Source organism: Aquabacterium sp., assembly GCF_035476535.1.
In the GTDB taxonomy this organism is placed as follows: domain Bacteria; phylum Pseudomonadota; class Gammaproteobacteria; order Burkholderiales; family Burkholderiaceae_C; genus Pseudaquabacterium.
On the sequence record NZ_DATILJ010000068.1, the window covers coordinates 1 to 19,799 of the forward strand.

Consider the following 19,799-nt stretch of genomic DNA (forward strand, 5'->3'; position numbering starts at 1 on the left):
CGCTGGTAGAACGCCACGGCCTGCGCATAGCGCGCGGTGCCGAGCGAGACGTGATCGATCATGGTCTGTTCCTTCTTCACAGCAGCCAGCGGGCCACCTGGTCTTGCGTGAGGTTGCTGCCGCACAGCACGGTGGCCAGGCGCCGCGAGCGCAGCTCCGGGTGTTCCAGCACGGCCGCCACGCCGACCACGCCGGCGGGCTCGACCAGCACGCCGGCACTGCTGAAGACCAGCCGCATCGCACGCTCGATCGCCGCTTCGCTGACCAGCAGCACCTCGTCCACCGTGCCCTGCATGTCCGCTACCGCGGCCGGCACCGGCTGGCGCACGGCGATGCCGTCGGCGATGGTGCGCACCGACTCACGATCGATGACCCTGCCCTGCCGCCAGGAGGCGGCCATCGCATCGGCGCCTTCGGCGCAGACGCCGATCACGCGCACGGCAGGTGCATGGGCCTTGATCCAGCGGCCGATGCCGGTGAGCAGCGCGCCGTTGCCCAAGGGCACCAGCACGGTGTCGAAGGTGGGCGTGCGCAGCAACTCCAGCCCGATGGTGCCGGCGCCTTCGCTGATGCTGGCCTCCTGGCCGTCTTCGACGAACACCGCGCCGTTGGCCTCGCAGAAGCGCCGGGCCTCGGCCTTGGCGGCGTCGAAGTCTTCGCTGTACAGGCGCACGTCGGCGCCCATGGCGCGCATGCGCTCGACCTTCAGCGCATTGGCCGTCGTCGCGCAGTACACCACCAGCGGCCACTGCCGCGCGCGGCAGACGAAAGCCATGGCCTGGCCCCAGTTGCCGGCGGTGGCGCAGACCAGCGTGCGGCCGGCCAGGCGGTGGGCGTTCTCGTGCAGGAAGAAATCCGCGCCGCGGCCCTTGAACGAGCGCAGCGGGTTCAGCGTCTCGAGCTTCAGCAGCAGCGGCGCGCCCAGCGCCTGGCTCAGCGGTTCGCACTCGAACTGCGGGCTGTCGCGGAACAGCGGGTGAATCACGCTCGCGGCGCGCGCGATGTGGGCCAGCGACAGGCGGTGGGGAGATTCGATAATCGTCATGCCGCCAGTGTGCGCAAGCGCCCGGGGTGCTCGGCCGCAGACTTGGGGCCCCGCCTGCGGCCAAGCCGCAAATTCACCGCCGCGTTTGCGGCCGCACGACACCACCATGCCCGACACCGCCACGCTGGACGCCCTCGACCGACAGATCCTCGCGCTGTACCAGCGCGACACGCGGGTGCCCAGTGAGCAGATCGGCGCGCAGGTGGGGCTGTCAGCCGCCGCGGTGCAGCGCCGGCTCAAGCGGCTGCGCGAGACCGGCGTGATCGTCGCCGAAACCGCGGTGCTGGATTGCCGGCAACTGGGCCTGGGTGTCACCGCCATCGTTGAGGTCGACCTGCACGACGAATCGGCCCGCGCGATGCGCGCCTTCCGCGACACCGTGCTGGCCCGCGCCGAAGTGCAGCAGTGCTACGGCGTGACCGGCCCGGTGGACTATGTGCTGGTCGTCATCGTGCCCGACCTCGCCGCCTACGAAGCCTTCTGCGAGGCCTGCCTGCTGCACGACGCCAACGTGCGCGGCTACACCACGCAGATCGTGCTGGAGGCGGCGTTGCGCGGCGGGCCGCTGGCAATTCCGAAGGGCTGAGCAGCCCGAATCAGTCCTCGTCCGCGGTGATGCGCAGGCGCACGCGGCGTGCACCCTGCACGTCGGTCGCCGCCACCACGCGCAGCGGTTCACCGGCCGGCACCACACGGCGGAAGCGGTAGTCCAGCGAATCGCGGCCGTGGGCCTGCGTGGCCTCGCGGCGCTGCCATTCCTGCGAACCGTTGACCAGCACGCGCAACGCGTGCCAGGCGCCGTCGCGGCCGCCGCTGTCCACGCTGAGCGTGCAGAAGACTTCGAAACGCCGGTCGCGGTACAGGTCGGGCGGGATGCTCAGCTGCGCCACATCGGCGTCGCCGGCATCAGCCTCCCAGTGCTCCGGTCGGGACGGGGTCTGCGGCGGCGCTGGCGAACCGGCCTGGCGCGGTGACGAAGAACGAGAGGACATCGCGTATCGGGAAGGCATGACGATTCGGCCGGCCAGTCTAGCGGTGCCCTTGGGCCACGCGGCGCACAGGGGACAATCCCCCACCATGCCGCTGCGCACCATCACCGCCACCCGCTACGTCACGCCGCTGCGCGAAGGCGGCTCGCTGCCGGCCATCGTCGAAGGCGACGACGACGGCCTGTACGTGCTGAAGTTCCGCGGCGCCGGCCAAGGCCCCAAGGCCTTGATCGCCGAACTGGTGGCCGGCGAACTGGCGCGCATCGCCGGCCTGCCGGTGCCCGAGATCGTGTTCGCGCAGCTCGATGTCGAACTGGCGCGCACCGAGCCCGACCCCGAGATCCAGGAACTCATCCGCGCCAGCGGCGGCCTGAACCTGGCGCTGGACTACCTGCCCGGCTCGGTCACCTTCGACCCGCTGGCCGAGCGGCCCGACGCGATGCTGGCGTCCAGCGTCGTCTGGTTCGACGCCTTCGTCACCAACCTCGACCGCACGCCGCGCAACGCCAACCTGCTGCTGTGGCACCGCCAGCTGTGGCTGATCGACCATGGCGCGGCGCTGTACTTCCACCACCAGTGGGACGGTTTCCTGGAGCGCGCGGCCAGCCCCTTCACGCTGGTCAAGGACCATGTGCTGCTGCCTTGCGCCAGCGCGCTCGCCGAGGCCGATGCGCGCATGGCCGAATGCATCACACCCCAACGCATTGCCGAGGTGGTGGCGCTGATCCCGGACGAGTGGCTCAACGACGAGCCGCTGTTCGCCGACGCCGCCGCGCAGCGCCAGGCCTACATCGACTACTTCGCGCGCCGGCTGCAAGCGCCGCGTGCCTTTGCCTCGGAGGCCGCCCGTGCCCACGCTGCACACCTATGACTACGCCATCGTGCGCGTGGTGCCGCGGGTAGAGCGCGGCGAATTCATCAATGCCGGCGCCATCGTCTCGTGCAAGGCCGCGGGCTACCTGAAAGCCGCCATCGCGCTGGACGACGCGCGGCTGCTGGCGCTGGCGCCGGATGTCGACCTGCCCACGATCCATGCGGCGCTGGCCGCGATACCGGCCATCTGCGCCGGTGGCGATGCGGCCGGGCCGCTGAAGCATCTGTCAGCGCGTGAGCGTTTCGACTGGCTGGTGGCGCCGCGCAGCACCAGCCTGCAGACCTCCACCGTGCACAGCGGGCGCTGCGACAACCTGGATCGGGCGCTGGACAAGCTGATGCAGCGCATGGTGCACATCGCTTGACTAGGTTTCGGCCGCTCGCGCCGTCAAGAACGCCCGGGTCGGCGCGTCGGCCGGGAACAGCGTCTCGATGCGCATTTCCTGCAGCGTCACGTCCAGCGTGGTGCCCAGCGTGGCGATGGTCGTGAAGAAGTTCAGCGCCAGTTCGCCGCGCTGCAATTGCAGGCCCACCAGCAGCGGCAGCGGCTCGCCGGGCAGCGGCGGGTTCGGCAAGGGCGCCTGGCCCAGGCGGGCCAGCGCCGGCGAGATCTCGCGCAGCAAGGCCTCGTCGCGGCTGTCGCGCGGCTGCGCGCCGCCGAGGTCGCGCTTCAGCCGGCCGAGCACCTTGCGCTGCACCTCGTCGCCGTTGCGCAGGAAGGCTTGCATGCCCTCGGGCCGCAGGATCAGCTGCGCCATGTTCCAGGGCCGCGTCCAATGCGTGCTATCGGCGACGAAGGCCGACAGCAGCCACCGGCCGCTGGCGTTGGCGTCCGTCACGTCGTAGCGCCGGTCGACGACGAAGGTCGGGTTCGGTTCGTTGGCGCGCAGCATGAACTGCAGCGCGTCACGCACCGGACCCATCGCCGGTGCGTCCATCGCAGTCTCGCGGTACATCGGCGCAAAGCCGGCGGCCATCAGCAGCTGGTTGCGGCTGCGCAGCGGCAGCGCCATCGCCAGCGACAAGGACAGCACCATTTCGCGGCTGGGGCCGGCGCGGCCGGTTTCCAAATAGCTCAGGTGCCGGGTGGAGACGCCGGCGGCCAGCGCCAGCGCCAGCTGGCTCTGGCCGCGGGCCAGGCGCCAGCCCCGCAGCTGCGCGCCGAAGACGGCGGATTCGTCGGTGCTCGGTGAGGTCAGCAGGTTCATCGCGCAAGGCTAACGCAGCGCGCCATGCCCGGCCATGACCTGCCAGGTAATGGACCCTCCGGCACCGCCGGCCGACGATGCATGCCATCGACAACACGGCAGGAGCCACCCCATGCGCAGCTACATCCTGGAAACCCCCGGCAGCCCCGACGGCATCGTGCTGCGCGAGCGCGAGGCGCCGCGTGCCGGCCCGCGGCAGATCCTGGTGCGCGTGAAGGCCGCGGCGCTGAACAAGCGTGACCTGTTCATCCTCAACGGCAGCTACCCGCTGCCGGCGCGGCCGGGCGTGGTGCCGCTGAGCGATGGGGCCGGCGAGGTGGTGGCGGTCGGCGAAGGTGTCACGCGCTTTCGCATCGGCGATCGCGTGGCCGGCCACTACTTCGCGCGCTGGCGCAGCGGGCCGATCATGCCGGCGATGTTCGACCAGCTGGGCAATGCGCTCGACGGCATGCTCACCGAGCTCGCACCGCTGGACGAAGAGTGGGCCGTGCGCGTGCCCGATCACCTGAGCTGGGAGGAGGCGGCGACGCTGCCTTGCGCCGGCGTGACGGCCTGGAACGCCGTCGTCGGCCCGCAGCCGGTGATCGCCGGCCAAACGCTGCTGACGTTGGGCTCGGGCGGCGTCTCGCTGTTTGCACTGCAGTTCGCGAAGCTGCTGGGCGCGCGAACCGTCGTCACCACGTCCAGCGCCGACAAGGCCGCGCGCCTGAAGGCGCTGGGCGCCGACGTCGTGATCAACCACAGCGAGCAGCCCGACTGGGGCCAGGCGGTGCGCCAGGCCACGAACGGCGCCGGTGCCGACCTGGTGGTCGAGACCTTCGGCCCGGACACGATCGAGCAGTCGATGCGCGCTGTCAGCCTGCACGGCCAGGTGATGCTGCTGATCACCCGCGGCGTGCACAAGCCCGACATCCAGATCTCGGCGCAGGCCTACGCCACGACGATGGCGACGATACGCCGCGTTTTCGTCGGCCACCGCGACAGCTTCGAGGCGATGAACCGAGCCATCACGCAGGCCAGGCTGCGGCCGGTGATCGACCGTGTCTTCCCGTTTTCGCAAGCGCTGGACGCCTACCGCCACTTCGCGCGCGGCCAGTCGTTCGGCAAGGTCGTCATTTCATTGGCGTGAACCATGGACACATCGCCACTGAGCAGCTTCATCCAGCGCGACATGGCCCTGTCGCATGAGCCGGACCTGCAAGCGGCTTGATGGCGGTGGCCTTGAAGAAGCTGTAGCAGAAACTGCCGTCGGGCTCGGTGGTCCGGCGCAGCTGCTGCAGGCCGGTATCGAAATCCGCTGGCGTGGCCAGGCCGGCGGCGATGGCCGCGTCGCGCACGCCTTCGATCATCGCGATGAAGGTCTTGTGCGTGAAGCCGTCGACCCAGCCCGGGCGGCTGGCGTCGGCATAGGCGATGCGCGGCTGCACCTGCACCGCCGCGAAGCCGGCCGCGCTGATCAGCGGATAGAGCTGCCGGCCGATCAGCGCATTGCCGCCTGCGCGGCGCTGCAGCTCGACCTGGCAGTCGATCACGCACTGCGCCTGCACACCGGCCGGATGGCATAGCGTGGCGCCGTGGTCACCTTCGATCACCGTCAGGCTGCCGCCGGGCCGCAGCAGGCGGCGCAAGGCCGCCAGCGCCTCGACGGGCCGCGGCAGGTGCTCCAGCACGAAGCAGACGAACAGATGGTCGAAGGACTCGGCGGCGAACGGCGGCGCCAGCAGGTCGGCCTGCAGGCACTGCACGTTGAGCAGCCCGGCCTCGGCGACGCGCCGCGCGGCTTCGGCCACCGAGGCCGCCGAAATGTCGAAGCTCGTGAAGTGAGCGTCCGGGCTGCGGCGGGCCAGCGTCAGCGTCTGGGCGCCCACGCCGCAGCCGGCTTCCAGCACGCGGCTGCCGGGCGGGTACGCCGTGCCCTCGTGCAGCAGCGCGGCCAGGGTGTCGGCCTGGTCCTGCAGCCGGGTGCTTTCGCGGGCCAGATAGCCGTGGATGTACGCGTCGTTCATGGTGGGCGGTCGGGGGTCTGTGGCTGCACAAGGCCGCAGTGTCGGCAGGCCGGCCGCCGGCGTCTTGAACGTGGTTGCGCTCAGCGCCGGCTGGCGGCCGCCTGCCAGGCCCCCGGCGTGTAGCCGAAGTGCCGCACGAAGGTGCGCGTCATGTGGCTCTGGTCGGCAAAGCCGCAGGCCGCGGCGGCGGGGGCCAGCGCTAGGCCGCCGCGGATCAGGCGCCGCGCCTGCTCGGCCCGCTGCAGCAGCAGCCAGGCATGCGGCGGCAGACCATGGGCCGCGCGGAAGCGCCGCAGCAGCTGGTACTTGCTCAGCCCCACCATCGCCGCCAGTTCGCCCAGGCTCGGTGGCTGCAGCATGTCATCCGCCAGGCGCTCGCGCACGCGGCGGACGTCCGCGGCCACCTCTCGCGGCGCTGCGGTGTTGGTGTGGCGGCCGAGCAGCAAGGCGCCCGCTTCGACCAGCGCTTCGTCGCTGGCCATCCCCCGCGCGTCGTTCGACACCGGCGACTGCGCCAGCCGGGCGAACAGGCGGCGCAGCGCCTGCGCCAGCGCGGCGTCGCGGATCACCGGTTGGCTCAAGACCAGGTCGCGGCAGCCTGCCGGCGCATCGGCGCCGATCGCCGCGGCCAGCGCCTCGGGCGTCAGGTAGACGATGCGCCAGCGCCGTGACGGGCCCCCCAGCGGCCGGCCGTCGTGCACCTCGCCGGGGTTGGTGGTGATCACGTCACCGGCGTGGGCATCGACCTCGCCGCGCCCGCTGGCCGAGGTCTGCGCGCCCTGGTCCAGCAGGCCCAGGCCGTAGGTGGCATGCCAATGCCGGCCGAAATGGCGGCCGCTCTCGGTGTGCACGCACTCGATGCCGGGCCAGGGCGTGGCCAGCACTTGGCAGCGGTGCGCGGGCGCCGGCGTCATGGCGGCGGCGGCAACCAGCGCAGCAAGGTCGCGTACAGCAGGTCCGGGTCCACCGGCTTGGCCACGTGGTCGTTCATGCCGGCGGCCAGGCAGGCCAGGCGGTCTTCGCCGAAGGCGTTGGCGGTCATCGCAATGATGGGCGGGTTGCCGGGCAGCTTGTCGCGCATCACCCGGGTCGCGGCCAGCCCGTCCAGGCGCGGCATCTGGATGTCCATCAGGATCAGGTCGTAGCCCTTGGCCAGCGCCAGGTCGACCGCGATGGCGCCATCGTCGGCCGTGTCGACCTGCAGGCCCACGCTGCGCAGCAACTCGACCGCCACTTCCTGGTTGATCGGGTTGTCCTCGGCCAGCAGCACGCGCTGGCCGGCATGGCGGCTGCGCAGCAGCTCTTCATGCTCGCTCGCGTCGGACGGCAGGGCCTCCACCGGCAGGGTCGGCCCATGCGCCACGCGCGCCAGCGTGTCGCGCAGCGCCACCGGGCGCGCGGCTTCGGGCTCGGTGGGCGCCCGTTGCAGCCAGACCGTCAGCCAGAAGCAGCTGCCCTCGCCCAGCGTGCTGCTGACGCCCACGCTGCCGCCCATCATCGTGGCGAGATGGCGCGTCAAGGCCAGGCCCAGGCCGGTGCCGCCGTGGCGGCGGGTGGTCGAGCTGTCGGCCTGCTCGAAGGCGTTGAACAGCTGGGCCAGGCGCTCGGGCGCGATGCCTTCGCCGGTGTCGCGCACCTCGAAGCGCACTTCCAGCCGGCCGGCTTCTTCACGCAGCAGATCGCCGCGCAGCCGCACCCAGCCGCGCTCGGTGAACTTCACCGCATTGCTCAGCAGGTTGATCAGCGCCTGCAGCAGCCGCGTCGGGTCGCCGCGCAGGCGTTGGGGCAGGTGATCGGTGTCCAGCACCAGTTCCAGACCCTTGTCGCGCGCGCGGGCGCTGACCATCTCGAAGGCCCGCGAGACCAGCAGGTCCAGCGAGAACGCGGTGTCTTCGAGCTCCAGCTTGCCGGCCTCGATCTTCGACAGGTCCAGGATGTCGTTGATGACCTGCAGCAGGTGCTTGGCCGCATCGTCGACCTTGACCAGCCGGTCCTGCTGCTGCGCGTCGCGCGTCTCGCGCGACATCAGGTGCGTGAGGCCGATGATGGCGTTCATCGGCGTGCGGATCTCGTGGCTCATGTTGGCCAGGAAGGCGCTCTTGGCGCGGTTCGCGGCCTCGGCTTCGTCGGCACGGCGGGCCAGCTCCTGCTGCATCGCCTCGATCTGCCGCTGGCGGGCCAGGCGCTCGCTGTTGTCGACCATCATCGCCCGGCTGCGCAGGAACACGCCATGCGCGTCGTGCACGACATCGGCGGTGACCAGGACCGGCAGCGTGCTGCCATCCTTGCGCCGGATCTCGCAATCCAGATCACGCGCGCGGCCGGTTTGCGTGAACTCGACGAAGCGGCGCTCGAGCAGCGCCGGGCCGTCGACGCCGAGGAACGCGCCGAGGAACGCGCCTATGGGTTGGCCCAGCATCTCTTCGCGGGCAAAACCGAGCATCTGCAGCGCCGTGTCGTTGACTTCGACGACGCGTCGCTCCGGCGACAGCGAGAAGTAGCCGCAGGGCGCGCGGTTGTAGAGCTCGGCCACCGCCGCGGCGCGTTCGGCCAGCGCGGCGTTGGCGGCCTCCAGTTCGGCCGTGCGCTGCTGCACCTGCGCTTCCAGCTGGTGGCGCTGGCGCTCCTGGAAGCTGGCCTCGTTCTCGCGCAGCGCGGTGGTGGCCGCCTCCCGCTCGCCGGCCAGCTGCTGCAGCCGCAGGCGAGCGACGCTGATCTCGGCGATCTCGCGCGCATCGGCTGGAAGCGCGCTCTGCTCATCGGCCAGCGTGGCCACCGCGCGCGCCAGGCGGCGGCTGGCCAGCGTGCCGGCCAGCAGGCCGATCAAGGCGGAGCCGACGATCGCGACCACCAGCGCCTGGGCGGCGTCCAGCAGCGGCGCGCGCCGGCTGGCCGGCGAGACCAGCAAGGCCACCGACCAGGCCGATTCCGCCGAGGGCACGACGAAACGCGCCCCCGTGGTGTCGTCCGCCGTGCCCGAGGCGGGGGACGATGCCAGGGTCGGGGTCGAGGTCGGCGCTGCGGCCGGATGGCGCGCCACGACATCGTGCTTGCCATCGAAGACCACCACCGACCAGCCAGCTGGCAGCGACAGCGGGTTCAGCATGTCCTGGAACAGCTGGGTGCGCAGGGTCGTCAGCAGCACCTGGTTCGTCGCGGGCGCTGCAGGTTCGGCAGCAGCAGCCCGCGGCACCGGCACCGCGATCGCCGTCAGCGGCAGCTTGTTGATCGGGCCGATGAAGCTGTCGCCCACCGCCGGTCGGCCGGTGGCCAGCGCGGTGGGCGCGGCGGCATGGCCGCTGGGCCGCGGCAGCTTGGGCAGGCTGCTGCCGAACGCCTGGCCGCTGTGCAGCAGCATCTGGCCCTGCGCATCGGCCAGGATCACCTCGCTGCCGTAGGTCTGGCGGAAGGCCTGCGCCTGCTCGTGAAACTCCGGCAGCCGCGCATCGCCGCGCAGCAGTGGCGACGCGGCCAGCACCTTCAGCGCATCGATGCGTGCGCGCAGGCTCTGGTCCAGCGTCATCGCCACCTGCTTGGCCAGGCGGGCGCCGGCGGCATCGTCCAGCTGGCGGATGGTGCGCACGCTGTCGAAACCCAGGTAGGCGGCCAGCAGCACCGGCGGCAGCATGCACAGCCAGATCAGGCGGCGCAGGAACTGGCGCAGCGTGAGGCCACGCGGCGCCGCGCCCGCCGGGACGGCGCCGGCATCCTCACTGCGGTGGTGATTCATCGTTGTGGACTCCCCGGGCGGAATCTAGCCGATCTGCAACAACGCGCGCTAAGCCGGGCAGCCATCGGTCCCCAGGGGGCAGGTTGCCAACGGCGACCTGGGCGGTCGCCAGGGGGCCGGGGCTCTCAGCCCTCGATGACGATCGAGAGATCCCCGCCGGTCTCTTCCAGCTGCACCAGCGCGGCCTGGCGCGCGCCCTGCGGGTCGCGGTTCTGCAGCGCGGTGAGGATGGCCTTGTGCCGCGGCAGCGACAGCGCGTGGGTGTTCGGCAGCTGGCTGCTGAGCTTGATCGACTCCCGCAGCGCCAGCGACAGCATGTTGCCGATGTAGGCCAGCAATTCGTTGTTGGTGGCTTCGGCGATGCGGCGGTGGAAGGCCACGTCGGGCTCCAGCAGTTCGGCCGGCGTGGTGGCGGCCGCCATGCCGGCATAGGCTTCGGCGATCGATGCGAGCTGGGCTTCGGTGGCCGCCGTGGCCGCCAGCGCGGCGGCGGCCGGCTCGATGATGCGGCGCACCGTCATCAGCGTGTCGACGAATTCGCGCTTGGGCTTGCTCTGGATCAGCCAGTACAGCACATCGGGGTCGAGCAGATGCCACTCCTGGCGCGCCCGCACCGTGGCGCCGGCGCGCTGCTTGGACATCACCAGGCCCTTGGCCACCAGCACCCGCACGGCCTCGCGCAGCACCGGGCGGCTGATGTCGTAGGCGTTCAGCAGCTCGGCTTCGCCAGGCAGGCGCTCACCCGGCCGGATCTCGCCGGCCAGGATGCGCAGACCCAGTTCACGCACGATGCGCCCGTGCATGCTCTTGCCATCGGGCTTGCGGCGGTAGGTCGACAGCTCGGGGCGGGTCTTGGCATCCATGGCAACGGCATCAGCCGGCCTGCAGGTAGGCCGTCTTCACGCCCGTGTAGAACTCGCGCGCATAGGCGCCCTGCTCGCGCGGGCCGTAGCTCGAGCCCTTGCTGCCGCCGAAGGGCACGTGGTAGTCCACGCCGGCGGTCGGCAGGTTGACCATCACCATGCCGGCCTGGGCATGCAGCTTGTAGTGCGTGGCGTATTTCAGCGAGCGCGTGCAGATGCCCGAGGACAGGCCGAACTCGGTGTCGTTGGCCACCGCCAGCGCTTCGTCGTAATCGGCCACGCGGATGACGTTGGCCACCGGGCCGAAGACTTCCTCGCGGCTGATCGTCATCGCGTTCGTCGTGCCGGTGATCAGCGCCGGCAGCTGGTAGAAGCCTTGCGTGTCGCGCTCCACCGCCTCGCCGCCGAACGCCAGCTGGCCGCCCTCTTTGCGCGCTATGGCCACGTAGTTCAGGTTCTGCTCGAGCTGCTTGCCGTCAACCACCGGGCCGATGTCGGTGCCGGCCTTCAGCGCGTGGTCGATCTTCAGTGTCTTGAGCTTGTTCACCACCGCCTCGACGAACGCATCGTGGATGCCGGCGGTGACGATGATGCGGCTGGACGCCGTGCAGCGCTGGCCGGTGGAGAAGTAGGCGCTCTGCACCGCGGCGTTGACGGCCACGGCCAGGTCCGCGTCGTCCAGCACCACCAGCGGGTTCTTGCCGCCCATCTCGGCCTGCACCTTGGCCTGGCGGCCCGCGCAGGCGCTGATGATGCGGCGGCCGGTGGCCACCGAGCCGGTGAAGCTGATCGCACGGACCACGGGCGACTCCACCAGCGTCTGGCCGACCTGCGAGCCGGGGCCCATCACCAGGTTGAACACGCCCCTGAACTCCTTGTTCTGCAGCAGCGTGCGGCTGAGGATGTCGGCCAGCGTCCAGCCGCAGCCGGGCACCAGTTCGGCCGGCTTGAACACCACGCAGTTGCCATAGGCCAGCGCCGGCGCGATCTTCCAGGCGGGAATGGCGATCGGGAAATTCCACGGCGCGATCAGGCCGACCACACCCAGCGGCTGGCGGAAGACCTCGACGCCGACACCGGGCCGCACCGAAGGCAGCACCTCGCCGCCGGTGCGCAGCGCCTCGCCGGCGAAGTACTTGAAGATCATCGCGGCGCGCGTGGTCTCGCCGATGCCTTCGGGCAGGGTCTTGCCTTCTTCGCGCGAGAGCAGCCGGCCGATCTCGTCCTTGCGCGCCAGCAGTTCGTTCCCGACCGCATCCAGCACGTCGAAGCGCACCTGCGGCGACGCGGTGGCCCAGGCCGGGAACGCGGCTTGTGCGGCGGCAATGGCCTCAGCCGTCTGCGCGGCATCGGCCTGCGCGTAATCGCCGATCACGTCGCTGATGTCCGACGGGTTGATGTTCGGCCGCGTGCTGGCGCCAGCCACCCAGGCACCGTTGATGTAGTTGTCGAAGCGGGTCATGTCTTGTCCTCGTCGTCATTGCAGTGCGCGGATTGTCCAGCGGACGCCGCGGAACCGGCTTTGCCGGGCCGCTGGCGGCGCCCCCTTGAGGGGGAGGCGCCGCAGGCGCATCGGGGGTGGGCCATCATCGTGCCCAGCGCAGGACCAAGGGGTCCAGAAGACGGGCAGTGTCCATCAAACCGGCGCGGGTGGCGGGATGCAGGTCCGGCCAGGGGTGGCGCGGCGCGGCACAGGCGATGATGCCGCCTTCGTGCATCAGCGCCTTCGCGGCCAGGAAACCGGCCTGGCGGTTCTCGTAGTTGATCAGCGGCAGCCAGCGCTGGTAGGCGGCCGCGGCGTCTTCGCGCCGGCCGGCCGCATAGGCGTCCATGATCTGGCGGATGCCGTCGGGGTAGCCGCCGCCGGTCATCGCACCCGTGGCGCCGGCGTCCAGGTCGGGCAGCAGCGTGATCGCCTCTTCGCCGTCCCAGGGCCCTTCGATCGCGTCACCGCCCAGGCGGATCAGCTCGCGCAGCTTGTTCGCGGCGCCGGCGGTCTCGATCTTGAAGTAGGCGACCTGCGCAATCTCCTTCGCCATCTTCGCCAGGAAGGCCGGCGACAGCGGCGTGCCGGCAACCGGGGCGTCCTGGATCATGATGGGGATGTCGATGGCGTCCGACAGGCGCTGGAAAAAGGCTTCGATCTGCGGCTCGCCGACGCGCAAGGTGGCGCCGTGGTAGGGCGGCATCACCATCACCATAGCCGCGCCCTGCGCCTGCGCCCGCCGGCTGCGGGCGATGCAGATCTCGGTGCTGAAGTGCGTGGTGGTGACGATCACCGGCACGCGGCCGCCGACGTGCTCGAGCATGCTGCGCGTGAGCACTTCGCGCTCGTCGTCGCCGAGCAGGAACTGCTCGGAGAAGTTGGCCAGGATGCACAGGCCGTTCGAGCCGGCGTCGATCATGAAATCGACGCTGCGCTTCTGGCTGGCGAGGTCGAGCCCGCCCTGTTCATCGAAGGTGGTGGGCACCACCGGGAAGACGCCGCGGTAGCGGGGCTGGATGCTGTTGCTCATGGGGAGGGCCGCCTATCTTGCAAGTTAGTGTGAGTGCCGTGGCACGGCCGCGCCGCGGCAGCCGACCAGGAAGCCGAAGTCGCAGCCTTCGTCGGCCTGCAGCACATGCTCGACATACAAGTGGCGGTAGCCGCCGGCGTCGGCTGGGTCGGGCGGCTGCTGCGCCTGCTGGGCTTGCCAGTCGACCAGGCGCTGCGCCAGCTCGTCGTCGGGGATGTCCAGCTGCAGCCGGCCGGCTTCGCAATCCAGTTCGATCCAGTCACCATCGCGCACGACAGCCAGCGGCCCGCCGGCGCGCGCTTCGGGCGCGACATGCAGCACGACAGTGCCGTAGGCGGTGCCGCTCATGCGGGCATCGGAGATGCGCACCATGTCGGTCACGCCTTGCGCCAGCAGCTTGGGCGGCAGGCCCATGTTGCCGACCTCGGCCATGCCGGGGTAGCCGCGCGGGCCGCAGTTCTTCAGCACCAGCACCGATTCGGCGCTGACCGGCAGTTCGGGGTCCTCGATGCGCGCCTTGTAGTGTTCGAGGTTCTCGAACACCACCGCGCGGCCGCGGTGCTGCAGCAAATGCGCACTGGCCGCCGAGGGCTTGAGCACCGCACCGCGCGGCGCCAGGTTGCCGCGCAGCACGCGGATGCCGCCGTCGGCGACCAGCGGCCGGTCCAGCGGGCGGATGACCTCGGCATCGTGGATCGCCGCGTCCTTGACGTTGGCCCACAGCGTCTGGCCGTTGGCGGTGAGCGCCTCCGGGTGCGGCAGCAGGCCGGCGTCACCCAGGCGGCGCAGCACGCCGGGCAGGCCACCGGCGTAGTAGAACTCTTCCATCAGGAAGCGGCCGGAGGGCTGCAGGTCGACCAGCGTCGGCGTGCCGCGGCCCAGCGTGGTCCAGTCCTCCAGGTTCAGCGGCACGCCGATGCGCCCGGCAATCGCCTTCAGGTGGATCACCGCATTGGTCGAGCCGCCGATCGCGGCATTGACGCGGATGGCGTTCTCGAAGGCTTCGCGCGTCAGCAGCTTCGACAGCTTCAGGTCTTCCTGCACCATCTCGACGATGCGCATGCCCGACAGGTGCGCCAGCACCTGCCGGCGGGCATCGACCGCCGGGATCGCCGCGTTGTGCGGCAGCGTGACGCCCAGCGCCTCGGCCATGCAGGCCATCGTCGACGCGGTGCCCATGGTGTTGCAGGTGCCTGCCGAGCGCGACATGCCGGCCTCCGCGCCCAGGAAATCGTGCATCGTGATCGCGCCGGCCTTGACCTGTTCATGCAGCTGCCAGACCACCGTGCCCGAGCCGATGTCCTGGCCCTTGTGCTTGCCGTTGAGCATCGGCCCGCCCGAGACGGCGATGGTCGGCACGTCGCAGCTGGCCGCGCCCATCAGCAGCGCCGGCGTGGTCTTGTCGCAACCGACCATCAGCACCACCGCGTCGATCGGGTTGCCGCGGATGGCTTCTTCGACATCCATGCTGGCCAGGTTGCGCGTCAGCATCGCGGTGGGCCGCAGGTTCGATTCACCGTTGCTGAACACCGGGAACTCGACCGGGAAACCGCCGGCCTCGACCACGCCGCGCTTGATGAATTCGGCCAAGTGCCGGAAGTGCGCGTTGCAGGGCGTCAGCTCCGACCAGGTGTTGCAGATGCCGATGATGGGCTTGCCCTGGAACACATGGTCCGGGATGCCCTGGTTCTTCATCCAGCTGCGGTACATGAAGCCGTTCTTGTCGGCGGTGCCGAACCATGCGGCGGAACGGAGCTTGACGGGAGACTTCGACGACATGCGGGGCTTTCTGATCGAGTGGATCCGATTAAAGTATGACTAATTATCCAACGGCATGCGGGAAACCCGAATAGCGCGGGCTATTTTCAACTGATTGGTATGACTATTTAACCGCCGTGCGGCTGAAGCCCGGCGGACTTCACGGTCGCTTCACGACCCGCTCACCGCTGCCGCACCGGCTTCAAACCCGCTTCGCCGGCGCTTGCGACCCTGCGGTGCAGGCCCTGCGTCCGCAGGACATGACGCAGGAGCGAGCAGATGAAGGCATCGACAAGCGCGCAGGGCAGCTGATGGCCGCTGTCTTTGAACGTCATGGCGGCAAGGCGCGCCGCCGCCGGCCCCGCGTGCCAGCCCTGTTGCGCTGGGCCTCGCGCATCGAAGCCTGGCCGCCGACGCTGTGGCTGGGCCTGCAAGTGCTGGCGCTGTGGCCCAGCGCCGGGTGGGCGCTGGGCCGCTTCAGCGACGCTGCGGGCGAGGTCTCGGGCTTGCTGGCCTTGGCGCTGCTCTTGCTGGCCACCACCCGCATCCGCCCGGCCCTCATCGCATGTGATTGGGCCGCACGCACGCCCTGGCTGCTGGCCGCCGCGCTGCTGACGGCGCTGGTCACGGCATGGACCGGCCGGCTGCCACCGGCGGCGGTGGCCGGGCTGTCCGCGCTGGCACTGGCCTGCGCCTGGACGGCCTTCCGGCCGTCCGGTGCGCTGGTGTGGCCATGGCCCGGCTTGCCGCAACTGTCCTGGCCCGCCCAGCGCATGCGGGTCAGCCCGAGGCCCAGCCTGCGCCCCATCGAACTGGCGATGCGCCGCCTGCAGCGGGCGGCGGCCTGGAAGTGCGCCTATGCCGCGGTGCTGGCCGGCTGTTGCGTCGCGACGGGCTGGTGATCTGCACCGGCGATTCCGTGCCGGCCGGTCCGCGCGCCTCAGCGCAACACCGGGCGGTCCGGCAACTCGTTGGGGTTGGCCCCGGCGGCCGGGAAGTGCGCGACCAGGTGCAGCGTCACGGCCTGCACGCCGTCGAGCACGCCGTCGGTGAACTTGCCCTCGCGGAAGGCCGCTTCCATCGCGCGGCAGATGCGGCCCCACTCCGGCGCGCCGACCTTGGCATGCAAGCCCCGGTCGGCGACGATCTCCACGGCGTGGTCGGCCAGCAGCAGGTAGATCAACAGGCCGTTGTTGTGCTCGGTGTCCCAGACCCGCAGCTCCGAAAAGACATCGATGGCCCGCTGGCGCGCCGACTGATTGCGGATCAGCGGTGCGCCGTCGAGCGCAGCTTCGGCGACGAAGCGGATCTCGCCGAGATGATCGGCTTCGCTGGCCTGGATCGCCTGCTCGATGGCCGCCAGGCTGGCCGGCGGAAAGGCGCGCCGGACCCGGCCGTCGGTGGTGAACAGGTGCTTGAGCAGGCGGCGGATGTTCATGCTCACCACCGCCCCGACGCGCCGCCGCCGCCGAAGCCGCCGCCCCCGCCGCTGTAGCCACCACCACCACCACCACCCCCGCCACCGCTGAAGGCGCCGCCGCCGCTAAAACCGCCACGGCCATGGTGCCCAAGGCCGCCACGGCCGAGCAGGCCGCCGCCGAACAGCGTGACCCCCATCGCAATCAGCCCAGCGATGGCCGCCACGGCCAGCGCGCCGGCCATGAACCAAGCGATGCCCGCCACCACGCCGCCGGTGACCAGCGCACCCGGCAGCTTGCCCAGCACCGCGCGCAACACCCCGCCCACCGCCAGCGCGACGACCAGCAGCACGGGCGCCAGCGACTGCACATCGCTGGCCTGCCGCACCGGCTTGCTGCGCGGCGGCGGCAGCGCTTCGCCATCGGCCAGCGCGACCATCTGCGCCACGCCGGCCGAGATGCCGCCGAAGAAATCCTGCTGGCGGAAGCGCGGCAGGATGGTCTCGTTGATGATGCGCTGGCTGCCCAGATCGGTCAGCACGCCTTCCAGGCCGTAGCCCACTTCGATGCGCAGCGCGCGGTCATCCTTGGCCACCACCAGGATCGCGCCGTCGTCCACCTTCTTGCGGCCCAGCTGCCATTGTTCAGCCACCCGCAGCGCGTACTGCGCAATGTCTTCCGGCGCGGTGCTGCGCACCATCAGCACCGCGAGCTGGCTGCCCTTGCGCGCCTCGAAGGCCGCCAGCGTCTGCTCCAGCGTGGCCTGCTGTTCGGGCGTCAGCGTGCCGGTCTGGTCGCTCACATGGCCTGTCAGCGGCGGCACCGGCACCTGCGCCGCGGCACCGAGGCTGGCGAACAGCGCGCTGCACAGCGTGGCGGCCAGCAGCGCGGCGCTGGCCCACCGCCCCAGGCCGCCGGCCCATGGCCCCAGGCCGCTGGCCCAGTGCATCATGCCGCTGGCCCAGTGCATCAGGCCGCCGCGAAGACTCACTGACCGACTCCGGACGCCGCGCTGGCCGGCCGCGCCGGCGCCGTATCGAAGCTCACCGTGGGCGGGCGCGAAATCTCCTTCTCGTTCTCGACCGTGAAGCTGGGCTTTTCCTTGTAGCCGAAGACCATCGCCGTCAGGTTCGCCGGGAAGGAGCGCACCGCCACGTTGTACTCCTGCACCGCCTTGATGTAGCGGTTGCGCGCCACCGTGATGCGGTTCTCGGTGCCTTCCAACTGGGTGGCCAGGTCGCGGAAAGCCTGGTTGGCTTTCAGGTTCGGGTAGTTCTCCGCCACCACCATCAGCCGCGACAGCGCGCCGGTCAACTGGCCCTGCGCCTGCTGAAATTTCTCGAACGCAGCCGGGTCGTTGATCAACTCCGGCGTGGCCTGGATCGAGGTGGCCTTGGCCCGCGCCTCGATCACCTTGGTCAAGGTGTCCTGCTCGAACTTGGCCTCGGCCTTGACGGTGCTGACCAGGTTGGGCACCAGATCGGCCCGCCGCTGGTATTGGTTGAGCACCTCGGCCCAACCGGCCTTGACCTGCTCGTCGGCGGTCTGGAAAGTGTTGTAGCCGCAGCCACCGAGGCCGAGAAGGGCCGCGGCCAGCAGGACCATGAGCGATCGACGCATGCTTGTTTCTCCAGAGAATGGGGGCGATTCACGCGATGGGCAACCCGCGCGCGCCCACCCCGTGTTGTCAGCCCGTGTTGCCACAGGGCAAACAAGGGACCACTCTCCCCCCATCAAGCCTGCAGCGCTGTGCGCTGGCGCACACCCGCAACAGCGCTCAATCACCCCCGCGCGGGCTGAAGCTGCGCGGAAACACCACCGGCGCCTGCCGGTCGCGCAGCCGATAGCCCATCGCCGGGCGGTTCGACTCGCCGTCGACATGGCCGGCCTCGGCCAGGAACCCGGCCGCCAGCATGCGCGTACGGAAACCGCTTTTGTCCACCGCGCGGCCGAGCACGCATTCGTACATGCGCTGCAGCTGCGGCAAGGTGAACGGCTCGGCCAGCAGGAAGGCCGGCAGCGAGGTGTACTCGACCTTGCTGCGCAGGCGCTCGACGGCGGCCTGCACGATCTCGCGATGGTCGAAGGCCAGCCGCTGGCGCGCCAGCAGCGCATCCACCGGAAACCAGGCCACGTCCGCCGCGTTCGCGCCCTTGGCCAGCGCCAGCTTCTCGCCCGCAATCAGCGCGAAGTAGGCATGCGTGGCCGACCAGCCGCGGGGATCCCGTCCAGCGCTGCCCCAGCTGCCCAGCTGCTCCAGGTAGGAACTGCGCACGCCCGTCTTGTCCCTCAGCTTGCGCCGCGCGCAGGCCAGCAGGTCGGCGTCCTGCGCCACGTCGACAAAGCCGCCCGGCAAGGCCCACAGGCCCGGAAAGGGTTCGCCGGGCGTGCCGGGCCGCTGCACCAGCAACACCTGCAGGACGTCTTCCAGCACCGTGAAGATGACCACGTCCACCGTGGTGTAGGGCAGCACGAAGGGCTGCGCCGGCGGGCTTGCCTCAGCGGCCGCCGATCCCGCGCTGCCGCGTCCTTTGTTCGTCATCACGCACCCCCGGGCTCTGGCTTGACGATGCCGATCTTAAGTTGTATTGTCCAACTTATGAAAGTTGTTCTGTACAACTTTAGAGAGACGCTCATGTTCGGCCTTCGATTCATCAAGTCCCAGCCCACCGTGCACCTGATGCAGTTCCGCGGTGGCAAGCTCGTGCGGGAAGGCGCCGGGCAATCCTTCTACTACTATGCCCCCACCAGCACGCTGGTGGCGCTGACCCTGGCCAGCCAGGACCGGCCCTTCATCCTGGACCTGGTAACAGCCGACTTCCAGAGCGTCACCGTGCAAGGCCAGGTCACCTACCGCATCGCCGAGCCGCGGCGCACCGCCGCGATGATGGACTTCTCGCTCGCCGCGGACGGCCAGAACCATGCCTCGGACGACCCGGTTCGCCTGGGCGAGCGCGTGGCGATGCAGCTGGAAGTCATCGTGCAACAAGCGGTGCAGGCGCTGGCGCTGAAGCAGGCCTTGCGCGCGTCGGCGCTGATCGCACGAAGTGCCCGCGGCGAACTCGCGGCGCAGGCCGAGATCGCCGCGCTGGGGCTGGAGATCCTCGGCGTCTCGATCATGGCCATCAAGCCGACACCGGACATCGCCCGCGCGCTCGAAGCCGAGGCGCGCGAATCCAACCTCCAGGCGGCCGACGATGCGGTGTACGGCCGCCGCATGTCGGCGGTGGAGAACGAACGCGCGATCCGGCAGAACGAGCTGGACACCGAACTCGCCGTCGAGCAGAAGAAGCGCGAGATCCGCGAAGCGCAGATGGAAGCCAAGGCAGCGCTGCTGCGCAAGGAGAACGCCTTGCGCGACGAACAGATGGTCGCCGACGTGGACCTGGAAAC

General features: G+C 70.4%; 20 protein-coding genes. 6 read left to right on the forward strand and 14 right to left on the reverse strand.

Going from position 1 to position 19,799, the window contains the following annotated elements; all coding sequences use genetic code 11:
- Positions 1–76: 76 nt before the first annotated feature.
- Positions 77–1,045 carry a threonine ammonia-lyase gene (locus tag VLK61_RS06800; RefSeq protein WP_325419513.1) on the reverse strand — a complete coding sequence of 323 codons (969 nt, stop codon included), beginning with the start codon at positions 1,043–1,045 and terminating at the stop codon, positions 77–79.
- A gap of 106 nt (positions 1,046–1,151) precedes the next feature.
- Here VLK61_RS06800 and VLK61_RS06805 point away from each other — a divergent pair, with 106 nt between their 5' ends.
- Positions 1,152–1,631, forward strand: a complete 480-nt coding sequence (locus VLK61_RS06805) for an Lrp/AsnC family transcriptional regulator (RefSeq protein ID WP_325419514.1) — start codon at positions 1,152–1,154, stop codon at positions 1,629–1,631.
- A gap of 10 nt (positions 1,632–1,641) precedes the next feature.
- Here the strand turns inward: VLK61_RS06805 and VLK61_RS06810 are convergent, their stop codons facing one another.
- The gene (locus VLK61_RS06810; protein ID WP_325419515.1) at positions 1,642–2,037 is read right to left on the reverse strand and encodes a hypothetical protein; all 396 of its coding nucleotides are present in this window, start codon (positions 2,035–2,037) and stop codon (positions 1,642–1,644) included.
- A gap of 91 nt (positions 2,038–2,128) precedes the next feature.
- On the opposite strand from VLK61_RS06810, the gene VLK61_RS06815 reads away from it, so the two are divergent.
- A complete protein-coding gene (locus VLK61_RS06815) occupies positions 2,129–2,905 on the forward strand; it encodes a HipA family kinase (RefSeq protein WP_325419542.1) in 777 nt (258 codons plus the stop codon).
- Positions 2,883–3,272: a DUF3037 domain-containing protein gene (locus VLK61_RS06820; protein ID WP_325419516.1), complete on the forward strand. Its 390-nt coding sequence runs from the start codon at positions 2,883–2,885 to the stop codon at positions 3,270–3,272. The genes VLK61_RS06815 and VLK61_RS06820 overlap by 23 nt, the downstream gene beginning before the upstream one ends.
- On the opposite strand, the gene VLK61_RS06825 is transcribed toward VLK61_RS06820, so the two are convergent.
- A complete protein-coding gene (locus VLK61_RS06825; RefSeq protein ID WP_325419517.1) occupies positions 3,273–4,115 on the reverse strand; it encodes a helix-turn-helix domain-containing protein in 843 nt (280 codons plus the stop codon).
- 112 nt (positions 4,116–4,227) lie between these two features.
- On the opposite strand from VLK61_RS06825, the gene VLK61_RS06830 reads away from it, so the two are divergent.
- On the forward strand, positions 4,228–5,244 hold the full coding sequence (locus VLK61_RS06830; RefSeq protein WP_325419518.1) for a zinc-dependent alcohol dehydrogenase family protein: 1,017 nt from the start codon (positions 4,228–4,230) through the stop codon (positions 5,242–5,244).
- A 28-nt stretch (positions 5,245–5,272) separates the two neighbouring features.
- Here the strand turns inward: VLK61_RS06830 and VLK61_RS06835 are convergent, their stop codons facing one another.
- The 7 genes from VLK61_RS06835 to VLK61_RS06865 form a co-directional block, all read right to left on the reverse strand.
- Positions 5,273–6,121 (reverse strand): class I SAM-dependent methyltransferase, encoded by an 849-nt coding sequence (locus tag VLK61_RS06835; protein WP_325419519.1) that lies wholly within the window; start codon positions 6,119–6,121, stop codon positions 5,273–5,275.
- An 80-nt stretch (positions 6,122–6,201) separates the two neighbouring features.
- Positions 6,202–7,035: an AraC family transcriptional regulator gene (locus VLK61_RS06840; protein ID WP_325419521.1), complete on the reverse strand. Its 834-nt coding sequence runs from the start codon at positions 7,033–7,035 to the stop codon at positions 6,202–6,204.
- Positions 7,032–9,851 carry an ATP-binding protein gene (locus VLK61_RS06845; RefSeq protein WP_325419523.1) on the reverse strand — a complete coding sequence of 940 codons (2,820 nt, stop codon included), beginning with the start codon at positions 9,849–9,851 and terminating at the stop codon, positions 7,032–7,034. The genes VLK61_RS06840 and VLK61_RS06845 overlap by 4 nt, the downstream gene beginning before the upstream one ends.
- Positions 9,852–9,976: 125 nt before the next feature.
- On the reverse strand, positions 9,977–10,714 hold the full coding sequence (locus VLK61_RS06850) for a FadR/GntR family transcriptional regulator (protein WP_325419525.1): 738 nt from the start codon (positions 10,712–10,714) through the stop codon (positions 9,977–9,979).
- A 10-nt stretch (positions 10,715–10,724) separates the two neighbouring features.
- Positions 10,725–12,176: an aldehyde dehydrogenase family protein gene (locus VLK61_RS06855; RefSeq protein ID WP_325419527.1), complete on the reverse strand. Its 1,452-nt coding sequence runs from the start codon at positions 12,174–12,176 to the stop codon at positions 10,725–10,727.
- Positions 12,177–12,300: 124 nt separating this feature from the next.
- Positions 12,301–13,230: a dihydrodipicolinate synthase family protein gene (locus tag VLK61_RS06860; protein WP_325419529.1), complete on the reverse strand. Its 930-nt coding sequence runs from the start codon at positions 13,228–13,230 to the stop codon at positions 12,301–12,303.
- A gap of 24 nt (positions 13,231–13,254) precedes the next feature.
- Positions 13,255–15,009, reverse strand: coding sequence for an IlvD/Edd family dehydratase (locus tag VLK61_RS06865; RefSeq protein WP_325419531.1), 1,755 nt, complete (start codon positions 15,007–15,009; stop codon positions 13,255–13,257).
- 116 nt (positions 15,010–15,125) lie between these two features.
- Between VLK61_RS06865 and VLK61_RS06870 the strand changes: the two genes are divergently transcribed.
- Positions 15,126–15,890: a hypothetical protein gene (locus tag VLK61_RS06870; RefSeq protein ID WP_325419533.1), complete on the forward strand. Its 765-nt coding sequence runs from the start codon at positions 15,126–15,128 to the stop codon at positions 15,888–15,890.
- A gap of 38 nt (positions 15,891–15,928) precedes the next feature.
- Here the strand turns inward: VLK61_RS06870 and VLK61_RS06875 are convergent, their stop codons facing one another.
- The 4 genes from VLK61_RS06875 to VLK61_RS06890 all read right to left on the reverse strand — a co-directional run bounded on the left by VLK61_RS06875 (position 15,929) and on the right by VLK61_RS06890 (position 18,948).
- Positions 15,929–16,426, reverse strand: a complete 498-nt coding sequence (locus tag VLK61_RS06875; RefSeq protein WP_325419535.1) for a TPM domain-containing protein — start codon at positions 16,424–16,426, stop codon at positions 15,929–15,931.
- A gap of 2 nt (positions 16,427–16,428) precedes the next feature.
- On the reverse strand, positions 16,429–17,355 hold the full coding sequence (locus VLK61_RS06880) for a TPM domain-containing protein (RefSeq protein WP_414636780.1): 927 nt from the start codon (positions 17,353–17,355) through the stop codon (positions 16,429–16,431).
- Between the two features lie 38 nt (positions 17,356–17,393).
- The gene (locus tag VLK61_RS06885) at positions 17,394–18,026 is read right to left on the reverse strand and encodes a LemA family protein (protein ID WP_325419538.1); all 633 of its coding nucleotides are present in this window, start codon (positions 18,024–18,026) and stop codon (positions 17,394–17,396) included.
- 157 nt (positions 18,027–18,183) lie between these two features.
- On the reverse strand, positions 18,184–18,948 hold the full coding sequence (locus VLK61_RS06890) for an NUDIX hydrolase (RefSeq protein WP_325419539.1): 765 nt from the start codon (positions 18,946–18,948) through the stop codon (positions 18,184–18,186).
- Positions 18,949–19,041: 93 nt separating this feature from the next.
- On the opposite strand from VLK61_RS06890, the gene VLK61_RS06895 reads away from it, so the two are divergent.
- Positions 19,042–19,799, forward strand: a 758-nt coding sequence (locus tag VLK61_RS06895) for an SPFH domain-containing protein (RefSeq protein ID WP_325419540.1), incomplete at its 3' end; no start/stop codon positions are given.

Bases quoted from the DNA above. Each gene is read 5' to 3' on its own strand.
- VLK61_RS06800 (WP_325419513.1), bottom strand. From the start codon at position 1,045: ATGACGATTATCGAATCTCCCCACCGCCTGTCGCTGGCCCACATCGCG.
- VLK61_RS06805 (WP_325419514.1), top strand. From the start codon at position 1,152: ATGCCCGACACCGCCACGCTGGACGCCCTCGACCGACAGATCCTCGCG.
- VLK61_RS06810 (WP_325419515.1), bottom strand. From the start codon at position 2,037: ATGTCCTCTCGTTCTTCGTCACCGCGCCAGGCCGGTTCGCCAGCGCCG.
- VLK61_RS06825 (WP_325419517.1), bottom strand. From the start codon at position 4,115: ATGAACCTGCTGACCTCACCGAGCACCGACGAATCCGCCGTCTTCGGC.
- VLK61_RS06830 (WP_325419518.1), top strand. From the start codon at position 4,228: ATGCGCAGCTACATCCTGGAAACCCCCGGCAGCCCCGACGGCATCGTG.
- VLK61_RS06835 (WP_325419519.1), bottom strand. From the start codon at position 6,121: ATGAACGACGCGTACATCCACGGCTATCTGGCCCGCGAAAGCACCCGG.
- VLK61_RS06840 (WP_325419521.1), bottom strand. From the start codon at position 7,035: ATGACGCCGGCGCCCGCGCACCGCTGCCAAGTGCTGGCCACGCCCTGG.
- VLK61_RS06845 (WP_325419523.1), bottom strand. From the start codon at position 9,851: ATGAATCACCACCGCAGTGAGGATGCCGGCGCCGTCCCGGCGGGCGCG.
- VLK61_RS06850 (WP_325419525.1), bottom strand. From the start codon at position 10,714: ATGGATGCCAAGACCCGCCCCGAGCTGTCGACCTACCGCCGCAAGCCC.
- VLK61_RS06855 (WP_325419527.1), bottom strand. From the start codon at position 12,176: ATGACCCGCTTCGACAACTACATCAACGGTGCCTGGGTGGCTGGCGCC.
- VLK61_RS06860 (WP_325419529.1), bottom strand. From the start codon at position 13,230: ATGAGCAACAGCATCCAGCCCCGCTACCGCGGCGTCTTCCCGGTGGTG.
- VLK61_RS06865 (WP_325419531.1), bottom strand. From the start codon at position 15,009: ATGTCGTCGAAGTCTCCCGTCAAGCTCCGTTCCGCCGCATGGTTCGGC.
- VLK61_RS06875 (WP_325419535.1), bottom strand. From the start codon at position 16,426: ATGAACATCCGCCGCCTGCTCAAGCACCTGTTCACCACCGACGGCCGG.
- VLK61_RS06880 (WP_414636780.1), bottom strand. From the start codon at position 17,355: ATGCACTGGGCCAGCGGCCTGGGGCCATGGGCCGGCGGCCTGGGGCGG.
- VLK61_RS06885 (WP_325419538.1), bottom strand. From the start codon at position 18,026: ATGCGTCGATCGCTCATGGTCCTGCTGGCCGCGGCCCTTCTCGGCCTC.
- VLK61_RS06890 (WP_325419539.1), bottom strand. From the start codon at position 18,948: ATGACGAACAAAGGACGCGGCAGCGCGGGATCGGCGGCCGCTGAGGCA.